14 protein-coding genes are annotated in these 16,269 nt (G+C 58.8%); 8 read left to right on the forward strand and 6 right to left on the reverse strand.

The features are described 5' to 3' along the window. Positions 1 to 11 precede the first annotated feature (11 nt). The 5 genes from ACZ495_RS12930 (at position 12) to ACZ495_RS12950 (ending at position 6,445) form a co-directional block, all read left to right on the forward strand. Positions 12 to 968 (forward strand): glycosyltransferase family 2 protein, encoded by a 957-nt coding sequence (locus ACZ495_RS12930; RefSeq protein ID WP_464262386.1) that lies wholly within the window; start codon positions 12 to 14, stop codon positions 966 to 968. Further along, the gene (locus tag ACZ495_RS12935; protein ID WP_394027006.1) at positions 965 to 1,486 is read left to right on the forward strand and encodes a GtrA family protein; all 522 of its coding nucleotides are present in this window, start codon (positions 965 to 967) and stop codon (positions 1,484 to 1,486) included. Before ACZ495_RS12930 ends, ACZ495_RS12935 begins: the two co-directional genes overlap by 4 nt. Further along, complete coding sequence (locus ACZ495_RS12940; protein ID WP_015939176.1) at positions 1,483 to 2,457, forward strand: glycosyltransferase family 2 protein; 975 nt, start codon at positions 1,483 to 1,485, stop codon at positions 2,455 to 2,457. Before ACZ495_RS12935 ends, ACZ495_RS12940 begins: the two co-directional genes overlap by 4 nt. Before the next feature lie 182 nt (positions 2,458 to 2,639). Further along, entirely contained in the window at positions 2,640 to 4,277 is a 1,638-nt protein-coding gene (locus ACZ495_RS12945; RefSeq protein ID WP_015939175.1) for an L-lactate permease, read from the forward strand. Positions 4,278 to 4,756: 479 nt separating this feature from the next. Further along, positions 4,757 to 6,445, forward strand: a complete 1,689-nt coding sequence (locus tag ACZ495_RS12950) for an L-lactate permease (protein ID WP_015939174.1) — start codon at positions 4,757 to 4,759, stop codon at positions 6,443 to 6,445. Positions 6,446 to 6,905: 460 nt separating this feature from the next. On the opposite strand, the gene thiF is transcribed toward ACZ495_RS12950, so the two are convergent. The 4 genes from thiF to thiS all read right to left on the reverse strand — a co-directional run bounded on the left by thiF (position 6,906) and on the right by thiS (position 9,998). After that, the gene (thiF, locus tag ACZ495_RS12955; protein WP_015939173.1) at positions 6,906 to 7,550 is read right to left on the reverse strand and encodes a sulfur carrier protein ThiS adenylyltransferase ThiF; all 645 of its coding nucleotides are present in this window, start codon (positions 7,548 to 7,550) and stop codon (positions 6,906 to 6,908) included. A gap of 1 nt (position 7,551) precedes the next feature. Beyond that, on the reverse strand, positions 7,552 to 8,676 hold the full coding sequence (gene thiH, locus ACZ495_RS12960) for a 2-iminoacetate synthase ThiH (RefSeq protein WP_015939172.1): 1,125 nt from the start codon (positions 8,674 to 8,676) through the stop codon (positions 7,552 to 7,554). Between the two features lie 10 nt (positions 8,677 to 8,686). Next, positions 8,687 to 9,490 carry a thiazole synthase gene (locus tag ACZ495_RS12965; protein WP_464262387.1) on the reverse strand — a complete coding sequence of 268 codons (804 nt, stop codon included), beginning with the start codon at positions 9,488 to 9,490 and terminating at the stop codon, positions 8,687 to 8,689. Between the two features lie 307 nt (positions 9,491 to 9,797). After that, a complete protein-coding gene (gene thiS / locus ACZ495_RS12970; RefSeq protein WP_015939170.1) occupies positions 9,798 to 9,998 on the reverse strand; it encodes a sulfur carrier protein ThiS in 201 nt (66 codons plus the stop codon). A gap of 607 nt (positions 9,999 to 10,605) precedes the next feature. On the opposite strand from thiS, the gene ACZ495_RS12975 reads away from it, so the two are divergent. Both ACZ495_RS12975 and ACZ495_RS12980 read left to right on the forward strand, forming a co-directional pair. After that, positions 10,606 to 10,776: a hypothetical protein gene (locus tag ACZ495_RS12975; protein WP_464262388.1), complete on the forward strand. Its 171-nt coding sequence runs from the start codon at positions 10,606 to 10,608 to the stop codon at positions 10,774 to 10,776. 39 nt (positions 10,777 to 10,815) lie between these two features. Continuing rightward, on the forward strand, positions 10,816 to 12,657 hold the full coding sequence (locus tag ACZ495_RS12980; RefSeq protein ID WP_015939168.1) for a carbon starvation CstA family protein: 1,842 nt from the start codon (positions 10,816 to 10,818) through the stop codon (positions 12,655 to 12,657). A gap of 987 nt (positions 12,658 to 13,644) precedes the next feature. On the opposite strand, the gene dnaJ is transcribed toward ACZ495_RS12980, so the two are convergent. Together dnaJ and rpoZ are read right to left on the reverse strand one after the other, a co-directional pair. After that, positions 13,645 to 14,751: a molecular chaperone DnaJ gene (gene dnaJ, locus ACZ495_RS12985; RefSeq protein ID WP_041724382.1), complete on the reverse strand. Its 1,107-nt coding sequence runs from the start codon at positions 14,749 to 14,751 to the stop codon at positions 13,645 to 13,647. A gap of 247 nt (positions 14,752 to 14,998) precedes the next feature. Then, on the reverse strand, positions 14,999 to 15,235 hold the full coding sequence (gene rpoZ / locus ACZ495_RS12990) for a DNA-directed RNA polymerase subunit omega (RefSeq protein WP_015939166.1): 237 nt from the start codon (positions 15,233 to 15,235) through the stop codon (positions 14,999 to 15,001). Positions 15,236 to 15,466: 231 nt separating this feature from the next. On the opposite strand from rpoZ, the gene ACZ495_RS12995 reads away from it, so the two are divergent. Further along, positions 15,467 to 16,261, forward strand: a complete 795-nt coding sequence (locus ACZ495_RS12995) for a tRNA lysidine(34) synthetase (RefSeq protein WP_015939165.1) — start codon at positions 15,467 to 15,469, stop codon at positions 16,259 to 16,261. Positions 16,262 to 16,269: the final 8 nt, after the last annotated feature.

The following is a 16,269-nucleotide window of genomic DNA, read 5'->3' on the forward strand; positions in this document are numbered from 1 at the left end:
AGGAGGCTGTCTTGTCGTCCCGTCCTGTTCCTTTGCTCGCGCTGGTGGTTCCTTGTTATAATGAGGAAGAAACCTTGCCGGATACTCTGGCTGCCCTGGCGGCACTGCTTGAAAAGCTCAAGGCCGCCGGGCGCATCCGAAGCGACAGCTATGCACTGTATGTGGATGACGGCAGCCGGGATACCACCTGGGAACTGCTCGAGGCGCGGCATGCTGTGGATCCTTTTTGCCGTGCCGTCAGTTTTGCGGCCAATGCCGGGCATCAGAACGCCCTGTGGGCGGGTATGGATATGGCCCGGCAATGGGGGGTAGACTGCATAATCAGTCTGGATGCCGACCTGCAGGACGATATATCTGTTGTGCCGGAAATGCTGGACCTCTATGCCCGGGGTTGTGACATTGTGTACGGCGTGCGCAATGACCGCCGCACGGACACAGCTTTCAAGCGCCGGACGGCAGCCATGTTTTACGGGATGATGCGCTGGCTGAAGGTCCCCCTGGTTCCCCATCACGCGGACTACCGCCTGGTGGCCCGCGCTGTACTCGGCGTACTGCCGGGCATCAAGGAGCAGAAGCTTTTTCTGCGCGGCCTTTTCCCCTCCATGGGCTTCCGCAGCGGCTCGGTCTATTACGCGCGGCTCTCACGTCGGGCCGGGGAGACCAAGTATCCTTTCTGGAAGATGCTCTCCTTCGCCTGGCAGGGTATTACCTCATGCAGTGCGGCCCCCTTGCGGCTGGCCGGGATCATGAGTTTTCTGTGCATGCTGGCTGCCGTAGGGTACAGCCTTGTTTCCCTGTACAAGTATATGGCCGGAGAGACCATACAGGGCTGGACATCCATGATTATCGTTGTGCTCATGCTTGGTTCTGTGCAGTTGTTCTGCCTGGCCGTCATGGGTGAGTATCTTGCCAAGATTTTTACCGAGGTTCGCAGAAAACCACGCTATATTGTGGAAAAAGTGTTGTGAGCAAAGGCTTGCGCCCGCCTGTTCCGGCGGATCTTGCCGCCTTTGTACGGGCATTGCTGGCCCGCCGCTGGGTGCGTTTCGGCATGGTGGGCGGCGCCGCAACCCTGACGTATGCCCTTTTGGGGCTGTTTTTTGTCAGTATTCCGGGGATTCCTGTTCTGGCAGGCAATGCGCTGGCCTACGCCCTGAGCTTTGCCGTATCATACCTTGGGCAGTGCCTCTGGACGTTTCGTGCGGGCGGCACGGGCAGCGGACTTTCGCATCGGGGCATGCTGCCGCGCTTTGCTGCGACCCAGACCCTCGGTCTTGGGCTGAATTCCGCCATTATCTGGGTGCTCATGCGCTTTGGGCTGGGCTACGAACTAGCCATGCCCGCTGCGGTACTGCTTGTGCCTGTCTTGGTCTATTTTCTGTGTAAATACTGGGTGTTCCGGCAGCGGCCCCCCATGGCAGCATCCGTGTCGTCGCGCGGGCCGACGCCGCCCGCTCAGCTCCCAAACAGTGAGGAAAAGCCATGAGCGCTCCCGTTGTTTCCGTTATCATGAACTGTCTGAACAGTTCGCGCGACCTGCGCGAAGCTATGGACAGCGTCATGGCCCAGACATTTACGGACTTCGAGATAGTGTTCTGGGACAACGGCTCCACAGACGAAAGCCCGGCCATCGCCCGGAGTTACGGCGAAAAAGTACGCTATTTCAGGGGGGAAACCACGGTTCCCCTGGGAGCGGCGCGCAATCTGGCTCTGGCGCAGGCCAGGGGCCGGTACATCGCTTTTCTGGATTGTGATGACCTCTGGCGCCCGCGCAAGCTGGAGCTTCAGACAGCCCTGCTTGAAGCCGATGACCGCGTGGGGCTGGTCAGCACCGATACGGAGATTTTTGACGGCAGGCGTGTGCTCAAGCGTGTTTTTGGCGAAGCGCGGCCCGAGCGGGGGATGGTTTTTGCAGCCTTGATGGAACGGCAGTGGATATCCATGTCCTCCGCTGTGGTCAGGGCGGAGGCCCTTGCCGGGCTTTCTGCGGAAGGGACGGCTACAGGGCTGGGCAGCAATGGCGGCTGGTTTGACGAGAGCCTCAATGTCTGCGAAGAGGCCGATGTTTTTTATCGCATCGCCCACGACTGGAGGCTGGACCATGTGGACGAGGCCCTTACTGTCTGGCGCGTACACGGAACCAATACGACGTTCCGCAAGTTCGGGCAGTTCGCTGACGAAACCCTGCGCATACTGGAAAAGCACCGCAGGCTTTACCCGGGCTATGACCGGGAACACGCAGATCTTGTGCTGCTGCTTACGCGGCGGGCCGCTTTCCAGAAAGGGGTGGCCTTGTGGCGTGAAGGAAAAAATGCCGAAGCCCGCAAGGCCGTGGCTCCGTGGAAAAACAGCGGTAGAAAATATAAAGTATTCTGGTTTGCCAGCTATCTGCCGGGTTCGTTCTTTGATCTTGCCGCGCGCCTGTATTTTGCCCTGCCTGGGGCTTTTCGCCGCTAGAGGCAACATTTTTTTACTTATACATCTCCCAACTTTCAAAAAAGCATTGTTTTTTACTCGGGAAACAGTTATCCGTCCAAGAGCTATTCTTGGGGACAGTCGGGTCCGCAGCGCGTGTGGGGTGCACAATCGCTTGCGGGGCCGTGTCTCCATACAAACCATAGCGCAAGGGAGCAGTTGTTATGGCATGGACGCAAGTTTACGATCCGATGGGCGGAGCCGTATGGTCCGCACTGGTGGCGGGGATTCCGCTCATCAGTCTTTTTTACATGCTGGCTGTACGCCGCGCCAAAGGACATTACGCCGCGGCTCTGGCCGTGGGCCTGTCTTTTGTTCTCGCCCTCTTTGTGTGGGGCATGCCTGTGGGCACGGCCTTCAGCGCGTTGACCTACGGGGCAGCCTTTGGCCTCTTTCCGATTATCTGGATCGTGGTCACGGCGGTCTGGGTGTACAACATGACCGTGGAATCGGGCGAATTTGAGTACATCAAGGAATCGCTCGCCCGCCTGACAGACGACCGCCGTCTGCAGGCCATCTTTATCGCCTTTGCTTTCGGTTCGTTCATTGAAGGCACGGCCGGCTTCGGTACGCCCGTGGCCATCACCGCGGCAATGCTGGTGGGCCTGGGCTTCAAGCCCCTGTACGCCGCCGGTATCTGCCTTATCGCCAACACCGCTCCCGTGGCCTTCGGCGCCATCGGCATTCCGATCATCGTGGGCGCTCAGGTTTCCGGCCTGAACGAAATGACCGTGAGCCAGATTGTGGGTCGCCAGCTGCCCTTCCTGTCCATCATAGTGCCTCTGTGGCTGTGCTGCGTCATGTGCGGCTTCCGCCGTTCGCTGGAAGTGCTGCCCGCCATCATCGTGGCCGGTGTGGCTTTTGCCGGTTCGCAGTTCCTGTTCTCCAACTTCCACGGCCCGACCCTGCCCGACATCATGTCGGCCCTGGTCACCATCATCGCCATGGTGCTGCTGCTGCGCGTGTGGAAGCCTGCCCGCGTCTGGCGCTTTGAAGGCGAAAAGGAAAGCAAGATCGAAGGATCTGCGCCGCCCTTCAGTGTGGTGTTCCGCGCATGGCTGCCCTACATCATTCTGGCTGTGATGGTCTTCCTGTGGGGCCTGCCGCAGTTCAAGAACATGCTGAACGCCATTCCCGGCGCCATCATGAAGTTTTCCTGGCCCGGCCTGGACGGCATGGTTGAAAAGACCGCCCCCATCGTGGCCCAGAACACCAACTACGCGGCCGTGTTTACGTTCAACTGGCTGTCTGCCGGCGGCACCGCCATCCTGCTGGCCGGTTTCATTGCCGTGCCCTTCATGCCCGGCTACTCTTTCAGCAAGGCTGTAAACTGCTTCTTCCGCACCATTTACCAGCTGCGCTTCCCCATCCTGACCATCGCCATGATTCTTGGCCTGGCCTATCTCATGAACTACTCGGGCATGAGTTCCACAATGGGTATTGCCTTTACCCTGACCGGCTCGCTGTTCCCGCTGTTCTCGCCCATTCTGGGCTGGCTCGGCGTGTTTCTGACCGGTTCGGATACGTCCTCCAACGCCCTGTTCTGCGGTATGCAGCGCTCCACCGCTGAAGTGGTGGGCATGGACCCGAACCTGGCCGTGGCCGCCAACTCCTCCGGTGGTGTGACCGGTAAGATGATTTCGCCCCAGTCCATCAGCGTGGCCACAGCTGCCACCAACCTGGTGGGCCATGAAGGCGACCTCTTCCGCTTCACTCTGGGTCACAGTATTGCAATGACCCTCTTTATCTGCGCGCTGACCTATCTGCAGGCCGGCGTGCTGCACTGGATGCTGCCCTCCTAGGGTTTTGTTTCCCTGCCGCCGCCTGTCCGACAGGCGGCGGCAGGGGCTGGCTACACCCCGCAAGATGATCACCAGGGCGGACCTGACCGGCACGACCGCGAAGGTTTCTGGCAGAAAACTGCGGTAATCGACCTTGCGGCACTGGCGAAACTTTGGTCAGCCAGAGCAGTGCAACCCCTACGCGTTTTTCCAGGCGGTATCTTTGTAACCGCAGGGTAAAGCAAAACAGTTTTTGCGGCGAATACAGCCAGATCTGATCCGGCTATAGCAACGCTGTATAGAGTTTACTTGGTACAGCGCGATTGCACCGTGTACACCTTTGAACAATAGCTCTTGCTACGTGAGCAGCGCGCCGTTTGTGGTGACTGAAAAACCGCTACCGGGCAGCTTCGATCATTTATTTGGTTGAGTGAATAAAGAGCAGGGTGTACATAGATTTTTTAGAGTTATGAGAAACCCGAGCTAACAAAGGAGTGGGCATGTCTGTTGGAATGTTGGCCTTACTGGCGGTTATTCCGATTCTTGTGGCACTGGTCCTGATGGTGGGGCTGCGCTGGCCCGCCACGCGGGCCATGCCGCTTGCGTGGCTTGTTTGTGCCGTCAGTGGCGTGATCGGCTGGAAACTGGACCTGTTGTACCTTGCGGCCCTCTCGCTGCAGGGCGTGGTTGTGGCAGTTGGTGTTCTGATTATTGTTTTTGGTGCCATTCTCATCCTGTATACTCTGGAAGAGAGCGGCGGCATGGAAACCATTCAGCACGGCATGCAGGGCGTCAGCCGGGACCGGCGTATCCAGGCCATCATCATCGGCTTCATGTTCGCGGCCTTTATTGAAGGCGCGGCCGGTTTCGGCACGCCTGCGGCCCTGGCAGCCCCGCTTTTGCTGGCCCTTGGCTTTCCGGCCATGGCTGCCGCCGTTATCTGCCTTGTGTTCAACTCTGTGCCTGTAACCTTCGGCGCTGTGGGAACCCCCGTTATTGTGGGCTTCGGTTTTTTGAAGGGTAATATTGCCGAGGCGGTCGCCGCCAATCCCGCTCTGCCCTTCAACAGTTATGACGCCTTTTGCAAGGCTGTGGGCGAATGGGCTACCATCATGCACGCGCCCATGGCTATTATCCTCACCATCTTTATGCTGGGCTTCCTGACGCGCTTTTTCGGTCCTGAAAAGTCCTGGGCCGCGGGCTTCCGCGCCTGGAAATACTGCGTGTTCGCCGCTGTGTGCTTTCTTGTGCCGTACCTTTTGTGTGCCTGGCTGCTCGGACCGGAATTTCCCGCCATGCTGGGCGGCCTTTTGGGCCTTGGTGTTGTGGTGTGGGGAACCAAGAAAGGTTTTTGCGTACCCAAGGACGTGTGGGAATTCGCCCCTTCCAGCCAGTGGGACAAAGCCTGGACAGGCACAGTGCCCGCCAGCACCAAGACCGAGTTTCACGCCAGCATGAGCCAGCTGCGCGCGTGGCTGCCGTATGTGATCATCTGCCTGCTGCTGGTTATCTCGCGCATTCCCTCCTTGGGGCTCAAGGGCTGGTTGACCAGCCAGAAGATCAGCTTCAACAGCATTCTGGGTTTCAGCGGGGTCAATGCCAGCATTGATTACCTGTACCTGCCCGGAACATTCTTTATCGTGGTGTCGCTGCTGACCATCATGTTGCATAAAATGCCCGGCCAGGCTGTTTCCCGTGCCTGGAAGGAAAGCTTCCGCAAGATGAAGTCGCCGACCATTGCCCTGGTCTTCGCTGTGGCTATGGTGTCCATCTTCCGCGGTTCGGCTACCAACCCTGCCGAAGTTCCCTCCATGCCTCTTGCCCTGGCTGAAGCTGTGGGTGCTTTTGCCGGTTCGGTATGGCCCATGCTTGCGGCTTTTGTGGGCGGCCTGGGAGCCTTTATCACCGGTTCCAATACGGTTTCTGACCTTATGTTTGCTGAATTCCAGTGGAACATGGCCGGAACCCTGGAACTGCCGCGCCAGATCATCGTGGCTGCGCAGGCCGTGGGCGGCGCTATGGGCAACATGATCTGCGTGCATAATATCGTTGCCGCCTGCGCCGTTGTGGGGCTTTCCGGCCGTGAAGGCGAAGTGCTTCGCCGCACGTTCTGGCCCTTCCTGCTGTACGGTCTTGTGGTGGGCATCATCTGCTGGGTGCTGGTGGTCGTCAACCCCACGGTGTTCTAAGGTATTCAAGCGTTTATTTTATAACCTACTGTTCCGGGGCGGCGGCCCAGGCGCCCTCGTCCCGGAACGTGCGACCCCGCCTTGCATTGGCATCGCTTTGCGATGGTGGGCATACGTTGACGCGAAAGCATGCGTGCAGCCTGTCTGCACGGTGCAAGGCCGAAGCGAGTGCCCTGCGAGCTTTGGGAATACATAATTGACCCGTTTCAGATCAGGTCTGTACCAAAAGTACTGTGCCTTTGCTGAAACGGGTCAATTTTTTGATGGGAAGCAGGAACGGCTTTTCTGGATGCTGCAGCTCGCAAGAGTGGATTTGAGGCAGATGCCTTCAACGCTGCATTGCGGCAGGGCGTGTCAGGCGTGGCAAGGGGTGGGGAAGGATCTGTACTCCGGCTGCCGGAATGCGGCAGCCGGAGTTTTGGATCTGATGGGCCCTGTTTCTATGGTCTTTTGTTCCGGTTCAAAGCGCGGTTTCCGGCATATGTGGACCGCCGAGCAGCATTTCCAGCACGGCATCGGCCAGCAGGGCCGCCGCCTCTGTTACGCGGGGTGCCAGCGGCGGAGCCATGAGAATATCTGTAGTAAAGTCACCCACCAGCACGAGGTTGCCGAGCCTGCGTCGCCCCATGGGAGCACCGCCGAAGCCCCCCATGCCGGAGGCGCTGGCGACCCGGTGCCCGGCCAGCAGGGCGCTTTCAACAAAAAGGCTTTTGTCTTCAGGATTGTCCAGGGCCTCCACCCATATGGGGCAGAGAGGCAGCAGGCCCGGCAGGCTGGCGCTGGTAATGCGCATTTTGCGGGAGTCCACCATCATCCGGGGGTTCAGCTCCAGCAATATTTCATGCAGGGCGTCCACCTTGCAGCGGCCCACATGACGCGGCCAGTACTGCTGCCGGTTCAGGTTGGAAGCGTCCACCACGTCATCATCCACCAGAGTCAGGTGCTCCACGCCGCTGCGGGTCAGCATAAGGGCCGCATTGGAACCGAGACCGCCCGCACCGGCGATGCCAATGCGGGCCTGCTGCAAGATTGCCAGCTGCTCCGGGGCCATATAGCGGGCAAGCCCCTGGCACAGGGGATTTGTTACGGATGTTCTTTCTTTCATGTCATGCCCATGCGCCCACGGGGTCTTCCCAATCCTTGAGCACGGGCTGGTAACCCATGCCTGCGAGGGCCGAGACCATCTGCTCCAGGCTGCGGCCGTCGGTGATTTCAAACTGGCCGGGATTATGGGCGTCTTCTGTGACACGCCCACCCACGGCAGTGGACACGCCCGCAGATACCCGCGTTACACCCAGCGGCAGCAGGTGATCACGCATAAAGGCGCTTTCGCGGCTGGAGCAGGTGATGCCAGCCCTTGGCAGAAAACAGCGCAGCGCTGTTACGTATTGTACGAGGTGGCGGTCATCCAGGGCATGCGGCACGTCAAAGCTGCCCTCATGGGGGCAGATGCGCGGTATGGACACGCTTACGTCCATGCCTGGGTAGCGCCGTTGCAGCCACCATGCGTGCAAGCCGGTGGCAAAAGCGTCCTGTTCGAAAGAGTCCAGGCCCAGCAGCGCACCAACACCCATTGATCGCATGCCGGCCTGTGCGGCGCGCTGGGGCGCGTTGAGGCGAAAGGCGTAGTCGCGTTTGGGACCGGCAGGGTGCAGCCATCCATACAGCTCAGGAGCATAGGTTTCCTGAAACATGGTCATGCTGTCCACGCCCGCATCCACAAGCATGGCATACTCTTCGGTGGTGAGAGAGTACACCTCGATGCCTACAGAGGCGAACCAGGGCTTGATACGCCGGGCCACAGCGGCGATATATTCCGGCGAAGACAGGTGCCGCGCGTCGCCGGTAAGCAGCAGGATATGCTGAAAGCCGAGATCAGCCACGGCTTTGGCCTCGGCAGCGGCTTCATCCACGCTGAGGTGGCGGCGGGCCTGCTTGTTCTTGGCGTTGAAGCCACAGTAGCGGCACTGGTTTGTGCAGACGTCCGAAATGTAGAGCGGCGTGAAGATATGCACCGCCCGGCCGAAAAAGCGCAGGGTCAGCTCGTGGGCGCGCCGGGCCATCAGTTCCAGATGTGGGCTGGCCGCAGGGGAGAGCAGGGCCAGGAAGTCCTCGGGCTGAAGGATGTTTTTCTGCAGGGCGGAAAAGACGTGTTCCTCTGTAGCCGCCTGTACCGCATCAGTCCGGCGTTGCGCGGGCCATGCCTGCAAGATGTCCTGAAAAGTTTCCATCATTGCCTCCTCAGCGCAAAAAGCCCGTAAGAGGGGATGAGGCGTCGGCTCCGGCGGCCATGCCGCGCACATTTCCAAGCCCTGCAAGCCATGCGTTGCGTCCGGCCCGGACGGCTTCACCGAACGCGCGCGCCATGCCCACGGGATCATGGGCCGAAGCGATGGCAGTATTCACCAGGCAGGCGGCGGCCCCCATCTCCATGGCTTCGCAGGCTTGCGAAGGACGGCCGATGCCTGCGTCCACAATGATGGGCAGGTCTATTTCTTCAATAAGTATGGCGATCATTTCCTTGGTACGCAGCCCCCTGTTGGTGCCGATGGGTGATCCCAGCGGCATGACGGCAGCTGCTCCCGCTTCGGCGCAGGCGCGGGCCACGTACAGGTCGGCATTGATATAGGGCAGTACAGTAAAGCCTTCTTTGGCAAGAACTTCTGTGGCTTTCGCAGTTTCGTAGCCGTCGGGCAGCAGGTGGCGTGTGTCGGAGATGACTTCGATTTTTATCCAGTCGCCACAACCGGCTGCGCGGGCCAGGCGGGCCAGGCGCACGGCTTCTTCGGCGTTGCGGGCGCCCGAGGTATTGGGCAAAAGCCGCATGTGGCCGGGAATGTGTCCCATGATGCCCTGAGAGGCGTTGTGGTCCGGCGCTGTGGGGGCGGGCTTGTCCACCCGGCGCATGGCCACGGTAATGACCTCGGCTCCACTGGCTTCGGCCACTGCGGGGATAAGCCCGTCGGAACCGTATTTGCCCGTACCGACGAAAAGGCGGCTGCCAAGGCTGATGCCGCCCAGAACAAAGGGGTCGCTGTTATTCATGACATTCTCCGCGCAAAGGCGCTGCTGAAGATTGGGGCTGCTGCAAAACATTGCGATCCGCTGTTTTCAAAGGCCGTACCGCGGGGTGCCCATATGGGCCTTGCTGTTCCACGGGGCTGAAAGCGGCTCGTCAGTGCGGCAATATTTTGCAGGCGGGGAAGAAACGTTTGCGTCTGTTTCGCCGCAACGGCTGTTGTATGCGCAGCATGCTGCGCAAGCAGGCCGTTCGGCTGTGCACTACGGGTTAGCCGGGCAGGTTTTCACAATATGCACGCAGACAGTCAAAGATTTCTGATGGCAGGTTGCCCTAGCCACCGCCTACAAAATGCACAATCTCAAGTTTGTCACCTTGTTGCAGAAAGGTTTGCGCAAATGCCTCTCTGGCGAGGATGTGTCCGTTGCATTCCACCACCACCGTGTTGGCCTCATGCCCGCGTCCGGCCAGAAACTGGGCCACGCTGGCATTGGGAGTACAACTTTCTGTCTGCCCGTTGACCATAATGTTCATGCAGAACCTCCATAGCTTACAGAGCCTGTTTCGGGCTGCGGGCATGTGGCCTTTCAAGGACGCAAAAAAGCCCGCAGAACCAATACGGCTGCGGGCAAGCACAAACCTGTTTCCAGGCTGGCCAGCTTCCCTTCGTCGGCACTATCCGCGTCAGGTGCAGAATCGCGTTTTTTTGCGCAATTCTAGGGGTCAGGGCGCGTAAGCCCTTTCTCAGCCATGATGGCTCCCCCAGCCGGTTTTTTGAAGATAGACCCATGCCGGGAGGAATGCAAGCCCACCGGAAGAGCGACTGCGTGTCACGTGGGGCGGGCAGGCCAGCGATACAGGCGGCGCCGGAACCGGAAAGATAAAACAGTTCTTCGCTTTTGCGCAAAAAAGTACACCGGACAAAATTTTTATTTTGAAAAGACCGTGACACTCCCGTTGAAACATATATGTGTTCACGAATAGGAATCATTAATATTTTAGCGTGTTATAGCGTGATGCGTATCGGAGGCAGCCTGCCGCTGGCCTGCCGGGCAACATTCACTGCGTCGGCTGTGTGTAAAAAGTGCTCTGACCGACATGGACAGAGGCGTCTGAAGGGTGTAGCAGAAAAACAAGGAGTATGACTGAAGACATGTATTTCATGGCTTGGATGCAGTTTTTGGTTTTATTGCTGGTGTTTTTCAGCGAATATTTCTTTGAGGAGGCCAGATTTATAAGCAACTGTTTTGGTGTGAAACACCATTGTCTGCGTATGCGTATCAAACTGCGCAGAATATGGCTTGTTGCCTGATTGATAAAGTCGATTCAAGCCCAGACGGGAGAATTTGCAATGGAAGCTCTTGAAAACATAAATGCCATAACCCTCGTGTTTGCGGCATTGTGCATCTTTGCCATTTCATACCGTATTTACGGCATCTTTTTGGCAAACAAGGTTTTGCGGCTGGATGCAAGCCGCAGCACGCCCTCGGTACGCTTTGCCGACGGGCATGACTATGTGAAAACCAACGAATATGTTCTGTACGGCCACCACTTTGCCGCCATTGCCGCGGCCGGGCCTCTTGTAGGCCCTGTGCTGGCCGCCCAGTTTGGTTATCTGCCGGGCGCCCTGTGGATTCTGGTGGGGTGTGTGCTTGGCGGCGCGGTTCATGACATGGTGGTTCTTTTTGCCTCCGTGCGTCATAAAGGCCAGAGCCTTGCGGCCATCGCCACCCGCGAAGTCGGGCCTGTCACGGGTACGGTGGCGGGTGTCGCGGTTCTGTGCATTCTTATTCTTACCCTGGCCGGTCTTTCTCTGGCCTGCATCAGCGCCATGCACAACGCGCCCTGGTCGCTGTTCATTGTGGTCATCACCATGCCCATTGCCATGATTATGGGCCTCATCATGCGCTACAAGAAGAACAGTGTGCTCTTTGCCAGCCTTCTTGGTCTGGTCTTGCTGGTTGTGGGCATTTTGAGCGGGCATGACCTGATGAAGCAGGATGTGCTTGGCTGGGCTTTTGACTGGGACAGAAACACTGTTGCCATCGCCATTGCCGTTTACGGCTTTTTTGCCTCGGTGCTGCCCGTATGGTTTTTGCTGGTGCCCCGTGATTACCTTTCTACCTATCTGAAGATCGGCACCATTCTCATGCTTACCGTGGGCATCATCTTTGTGCAGCCCACCATACTCATGCCGACCATTACACCCTTTATCAACGGTGGCGGCCCCGTTATCGGCGGCCCCGTCATGCCCTTCATCTTCATCACCATCGCCTGCGGGGCCATTTCGGGCTTCCACGCCATTATCGGCACAGGAACCACCCCCAAGATGATCGGCAACGAGCGTGACATTCTTTTTGTGGGCTACGGGGCCATGCTGACCGAAGGCTTTGTGGCCATGATGGCCCTGATCGCCGCCTGCACCTTGATGCCCGGCGACTATTTTGCCATCAACGCTGCTCCGGCCAAGTACGATGCCCTGCTGGCCGCCCACCCCAACCTGCATACCGTGGACCTGACATTTTTTGAAGAAAAGATCGGTCTGAACCTTCATGCCCGGCCCGGCGGTGCAGTGTCGCTGGCAGTAGGCATGGCCCATATTTTCCACAAGATCCCGTACATGGATCACCTGATGGCCTACTGGTACAACTTTGCCGTTATGTTTGAAGCGGTATTCATTCTTACCGCCATCGACTCCGGTACGCGCGTGGGCCGTTTCTTCCTGCAGGAAATGCTCGGCAAGGTTTATGCCCCGTTTGGCGACAAGAACTGGGTTCCGGGTATTGTCATTACCAGCCTGGCCTTCACCTCCATGTGGGGCTACCTGGTTTACACCGGCAACATCAGCAATATCTGGCCGCTCTTCGGCATGAGCAACCAGCTGCTGGCTGCCTGCGCCCTTATCGTCTGCACCAGCATGCTCTTGCGCATGAACAGGGGCAAGTACTGCCTGGTAACGGCCATCCCCGGCATCTTCATGACTGTGGTGACATTCTGGGCAGGCTACCTGCAGTTGACCACCGACTACATCCCCAACGGCAAGTACCTGCTGGCCGCCCTGGCTGCCCTTGTCATGGTGCTGATGGTCTTTGTCCTCGTGGGAACATTCCGCCGCTGGACAGAGCTGATGGGCATCAAGACGCTGGTTACGGATTCCTATGGAGAATCTGTCCGCGAGTTGGCAGAAGAATAGCTTCTGTTTCCTGATCCCGGGCTGTGAACAAGGCTCCGCTGCCTCGCAGCGGGGCCTTTTTTGAAGCAGCCGCTTTGCCTGTGAAAGCTGCCTGCCTGTGGAAAAATGGTTGGCATCGGCAAGATGCCAGGCGGAAACAACTTTTACAGTTTTATGATTATGAGTAATTTAAGCTAGATGAACAATGACAGGCAGTGCCCTGAAGGGATTTTTCAAAAATGTGCAATTCTGTGAAAAATATAACTTGCCAAGGGGTGCGAGGTTTGCTAGCTTGAGCGCACAAACAGTTTTTACCGGCAGCTTTTGTGCTGCCGGTATAGCCGTGCTGCATTGCTCCCACAAAAAGCGGAAGACCGGACCCAACCCCACCGGACTCCGCAGCGGCACGACCATAAAGCCGCCTGGCGGCTTATGACATGACAAGCGCCGGCTTCTGTCGGTGCAAGACATAGGCGGGCAAGCCCGCGCAACTGAGCCGGATTTGATGAGCGGGACCGCATTCCCGCGAGCGCCTGGGTGGCCTGTGCCGCCACAGCGCCTTCAAAATGCTGGCGCATCTGGACGGATCCCGGGACGGCATGGCCGGACCGCAGGGCGTACACTCCCGTACAGACTGCACAGCCCCGGTGAAGCTCAAGGTTCCTTGCAGACCCTGGGCGTCAACTGCTGGCTTGGATCAGACGCCAGAACCCCCGGTCAATTGTTGGCCGGGGGTTCTTGTTTGGTAAGGTGGCGTGCCGTGTCTGGTGGCTTTTGCAAGCCTGCCGTGCAGGGGCTGCAGTAATATGCCGTCAGGGCGTCACTGTGCAGCCACGGTTCAGAGCATGCCCAGGGCAGCTCTGTGGAATTTTTTGGCCCGACCGGTTGCGGCGGGTGTTCTTTTTTATTCCGGCCCTGTGTCGCAGGGGCATGCCCCCTGGCTACCCTCTTTTCCTTGTTCTGGCCGAAGGGGCGCCCGACGCGAAACGTTTGACCTGGAGACTGCGCCTAGTCCAGGCCCATGGCCTTGCCGATTTTTTTGGCGGCCTTTTTGACTTTCTGTAGCGGGGTCTGCTCCCCTGCGGCTTCAAATTCGCGCAGCAGCTCTTCCTGCCGGGCCGAAAGGCGCGTGGGTGTGAGCACCTTGACCTCCACAAGCATGTCGCCGCGCTGCTTGCGGCCGGGGTAGGGCATGCCCTCGCCCGCCATGCGCAGCAGCGCGCCACTTTGTACGCCCTTGGGAATGTCCAGGGGCATGGGACCGTCCAGGCCCGGAATTTCCACCCTGTGCCCCAGGGCAGCCTGCACAAAGCTGATCTCCTGGGTAAAGATAAGGTCCTGGCCTTGCCGCTGCCAGCGTTTGTCCTGTTCTACGGTGAGAACCACATACAGGTCGCCGGGGGGGCCGCCGTGTACACCGGGTTCGCCCTCGCCCCGCACCCGCAGGCGTGTTCCCGTGTCAACCCCGGCAGGCACGCGCACGACCAGTTCGCGAGTGTCGGTAACGATGCCTTCGCCCTTGCATTTGGGGCAACGCTTGCTGATGACGCGCCCGGTGCCTTCGCAGGACGGGCAGGGCATGGCGATCTGGAAAAAGCCCTGTGAACGGCGCACCTGGCCGGAGCCGTTGCAATGTCGGCAGGTCTCGGCCTTGCTGCCCGGGGCTGCGCCGCTGCCCTTGCAGTCGCCACAGGTGACGTGCTTGGGCAGGGAGAGGGTTATCTCATCACCGCGTGCGGCCTGGGAAAAAGTAATGGTGAGATTGTAGCGCAGGTCTGATCCGGCCATGGGCCGCGGCCCACGGGCAGAGGAAAAACCAAACAGGTCGCCGAAAATGTCGCTGAAGTGGGCGAAGATGTCTTCGTTGCTGCCGAAGCCGCCAGCCCCGCCCTGAACTCCGGCATGGCCGAAGCGGTCGTAGCGGGCGCGTTTTTCCGCGTCACGCAGGATTTCGTAAGCTTCCGCCGCCTGCTTGAATTTTTGTTCAGCCTCCTGATCGCCGGGGTTGTGGTCCGGGTGATATTTGAGGGCAAGCTTGCGGTAGGCCTTTTTGATCTCATCTTCACCGGCGCTGCGGCTGACGCCCAGCACCTCGTAGTAATCAAGCTCCATCATGGGTTCCGGTGGCTGCGTGCTTGTGCGCCTGGGTTAGAGGTTGTATCCGCAGGCGCGGCGGCCGCCTTATGGCAACCGCCGCGCGGAAATGTAGCTTTTTTTCCAGTCTGCAACCGGGCCTGATGCCGTAAGGTTGATGTTCTGTATCCGGCTTTCGGCGAAAAAAGGTCTGCCTCGTATTGTTCACGGGCGTTCCGCTTTGCCGGTCCGGTGCAGCCCGCCTTGCGGCGTGTATTCCGGCGGACGCCTAGCCTTCGTTAACGGCCGCGGCCTGTTCTGCAGGAGGCGTGTAAAGAGCGTCGTCATCGGGCAGCACCTTGCCCGCAGCTATTTCACGCAGGGCGGTGACCACTTCCTTGTTGCGCGATTCCACAAGGGGTTCGTAACCTTCGCGGTATTGATGCACACGTTTGATAGCCATCTGCACCAGCAGAAAGCGGTTATCCACGCGCTCCTGGCAATCTTCAACAGTAATACGGGCCATACTGCCTCCGTAGTGTGAGCGGCCGGAGCCGCCAGTCTGTGGCGAAGTGCTTCGCCTCAGTTCGTTTTGGAATTAATACCGCCCGCCCGTTTGTAAAGGGGCCGGGCGCGGAATACGCCTGATTGCAGGCTTTGCCTGCTGAAATAAGATATGATATAGGCCGCCTCTGTACCTGTCAAGAGCCGGGAAAGCGGCCCGCAGCATAGACTATTGTTAAGGAGATTGCCAGCCATGAGCAGAGAAAAACGGTCTTTCGCGCAGGAAGTATGCGTGAAAAGCGCGGGCAAGGCCATGCAGATGACAGGCATGCTCTGGCCCGGCTGCCGGGTGGGAGTGGCGGCCTCCGGCGGGGTGGACAGCTTTGTATTGCTGAAAACGCTTAAAATACGCCAGGGAATCGTACCTTTTCGCTTTGAAATCATGGCCCTGCACCTTAATCCCGGCTTTGACGGCCAGAGTCACGCGGCGCTTTTGCCCTGGCTGGCGGCGCACGGCATTCCTGCTCATGTTGAGGTTACAAGCCACGGGCCTGACGCCCATTCAGAAAAAAACCTGCGCCGCTCGGCCTGTTTCCGCTGTGCCTGGCTGCGTCGCAAAAGACTGTTCGAGCTTTGCTCGCAGTACGGGCTTACCCATCTTGCCCTGGGACATAATGCCGAGGATCTGGTGGAAACGTTTTTCATGAACATCTGCCGCAACGGGCGTGTGGACGGCATGAGCATGAACGAGCCTTTTTTTGACGGCAAGTTACGGCTTATCCGCCCGCTCATGCTGGTGGAGAAAAAATACATACGTCAGGCGGCGCGGCAATGGGGCCTGCCCATATGGGCCAACGCCTGCCCCTCAGCCGGAAAGACAGCCAGAAGCGACATGGCCCAGACCCTTGAACATCTTTATGCCATCACAAAAGACGGCCGTCGCTGTGTGCTCAACGGCCTGACCCGCTGGCAGCTCGATAAAAGCAGCGCGGCCGCGCGTGAGCGCGCGCAGGCAGACATGCGGGAAGGTGTGCAGGATGACGGCTGAGGGTGTGC

Source organism: Desulfovibrio sp. GTC20076, from assembly GCF_055385905.1.

Excerpts from the sequence above, each read along its gene's own strand:
- ACZ495_RS12965 (WP_464262387.1), bottom strand. The coding sequence starts at position 9,490 with ATGAATAACAGCGACCCCTTTGTTCTGGGCGGCATCAGCCTTGGCAGC.
- ACZ495_RS12950 (WP_015939174.1), top strand. The coding sequence starts at position 4,757 with ATGTCTGTTGGAATGTTGGCCTTACTGGCGGTTATTCCGATTCTTGTG.
- rpoZ (WP_015939166.1), bottom strand. The coding sequence starts at position 15,235 with ATGGCCCGTATTACTGTTGAAGATTGCCAGGAGCGCGTGGATAACCGC.
- ACZ495_RS12975 (WP_464262388.1), top strand. The coding sequence starts at position 10,606 with ATGACTGAAGACATGTATTTCATGGCTTGGATGCAGTTTTTGGTTTTA.
- ACZ495_RS12940 (WP_015939176.1), top strand. The coding sequence starts at position 1,483 with ATGAGCGCTCCCGTTGTTTCCGTTATCATGAACTGTCTGAACAGTTCG.
- dnaJ (WP_041724382.1), bottom strand. The coding sequence starts at position 14,751 with ATGATGGAGCTTGATTACTACGAGGTGCTGGGCGTCAGCCGCAGCGCC.
- ACZ495_RS12995 (WP_015939165.1), top strand. The coding sequence starts at position 15,467 with ATGAGCAGAGAAAAACGGTCTTTCGCGCAGGAAGTATGCGTGAAAAGC.
- thiS (WP_015939170.1), bottom strand. The coding sequence starts at position 9,998 with ATGAACATTATGGTCAACGGGCAGACAGAAAGTTGTACTCCCAATGCC.
- ACZ495_RS12980 (WP_015939168.1), top strand. The coding sequence starts at position 10,816 with ATGGAAGCTCTTGAAAACATAAATGCCATAACCCTCGTGTTTGCGGCA.
- thiH (WP_015939172.1), bottom strand. The coding sequence starts at position 8,676 with ATGGAAACTTTTCAGGACATCTTGCAGGCATGGCCCGCGCAACGCCGG.
- thiF (WP_015939173.1), bottom strand. The coding sequence starts at position 7,550 with ATGAAAGAAAGAACATCCGTAACAAATCCCCTGTGCCAGGGGCTTGCC.
- ACZ495_RS12945 (WP_015939175.1), top strand. The coding sequence starts at position 2,640 with ATGGCATGGACGCAAGTTTACGATCCGATGGGCGGAGCCGTATGGTCC.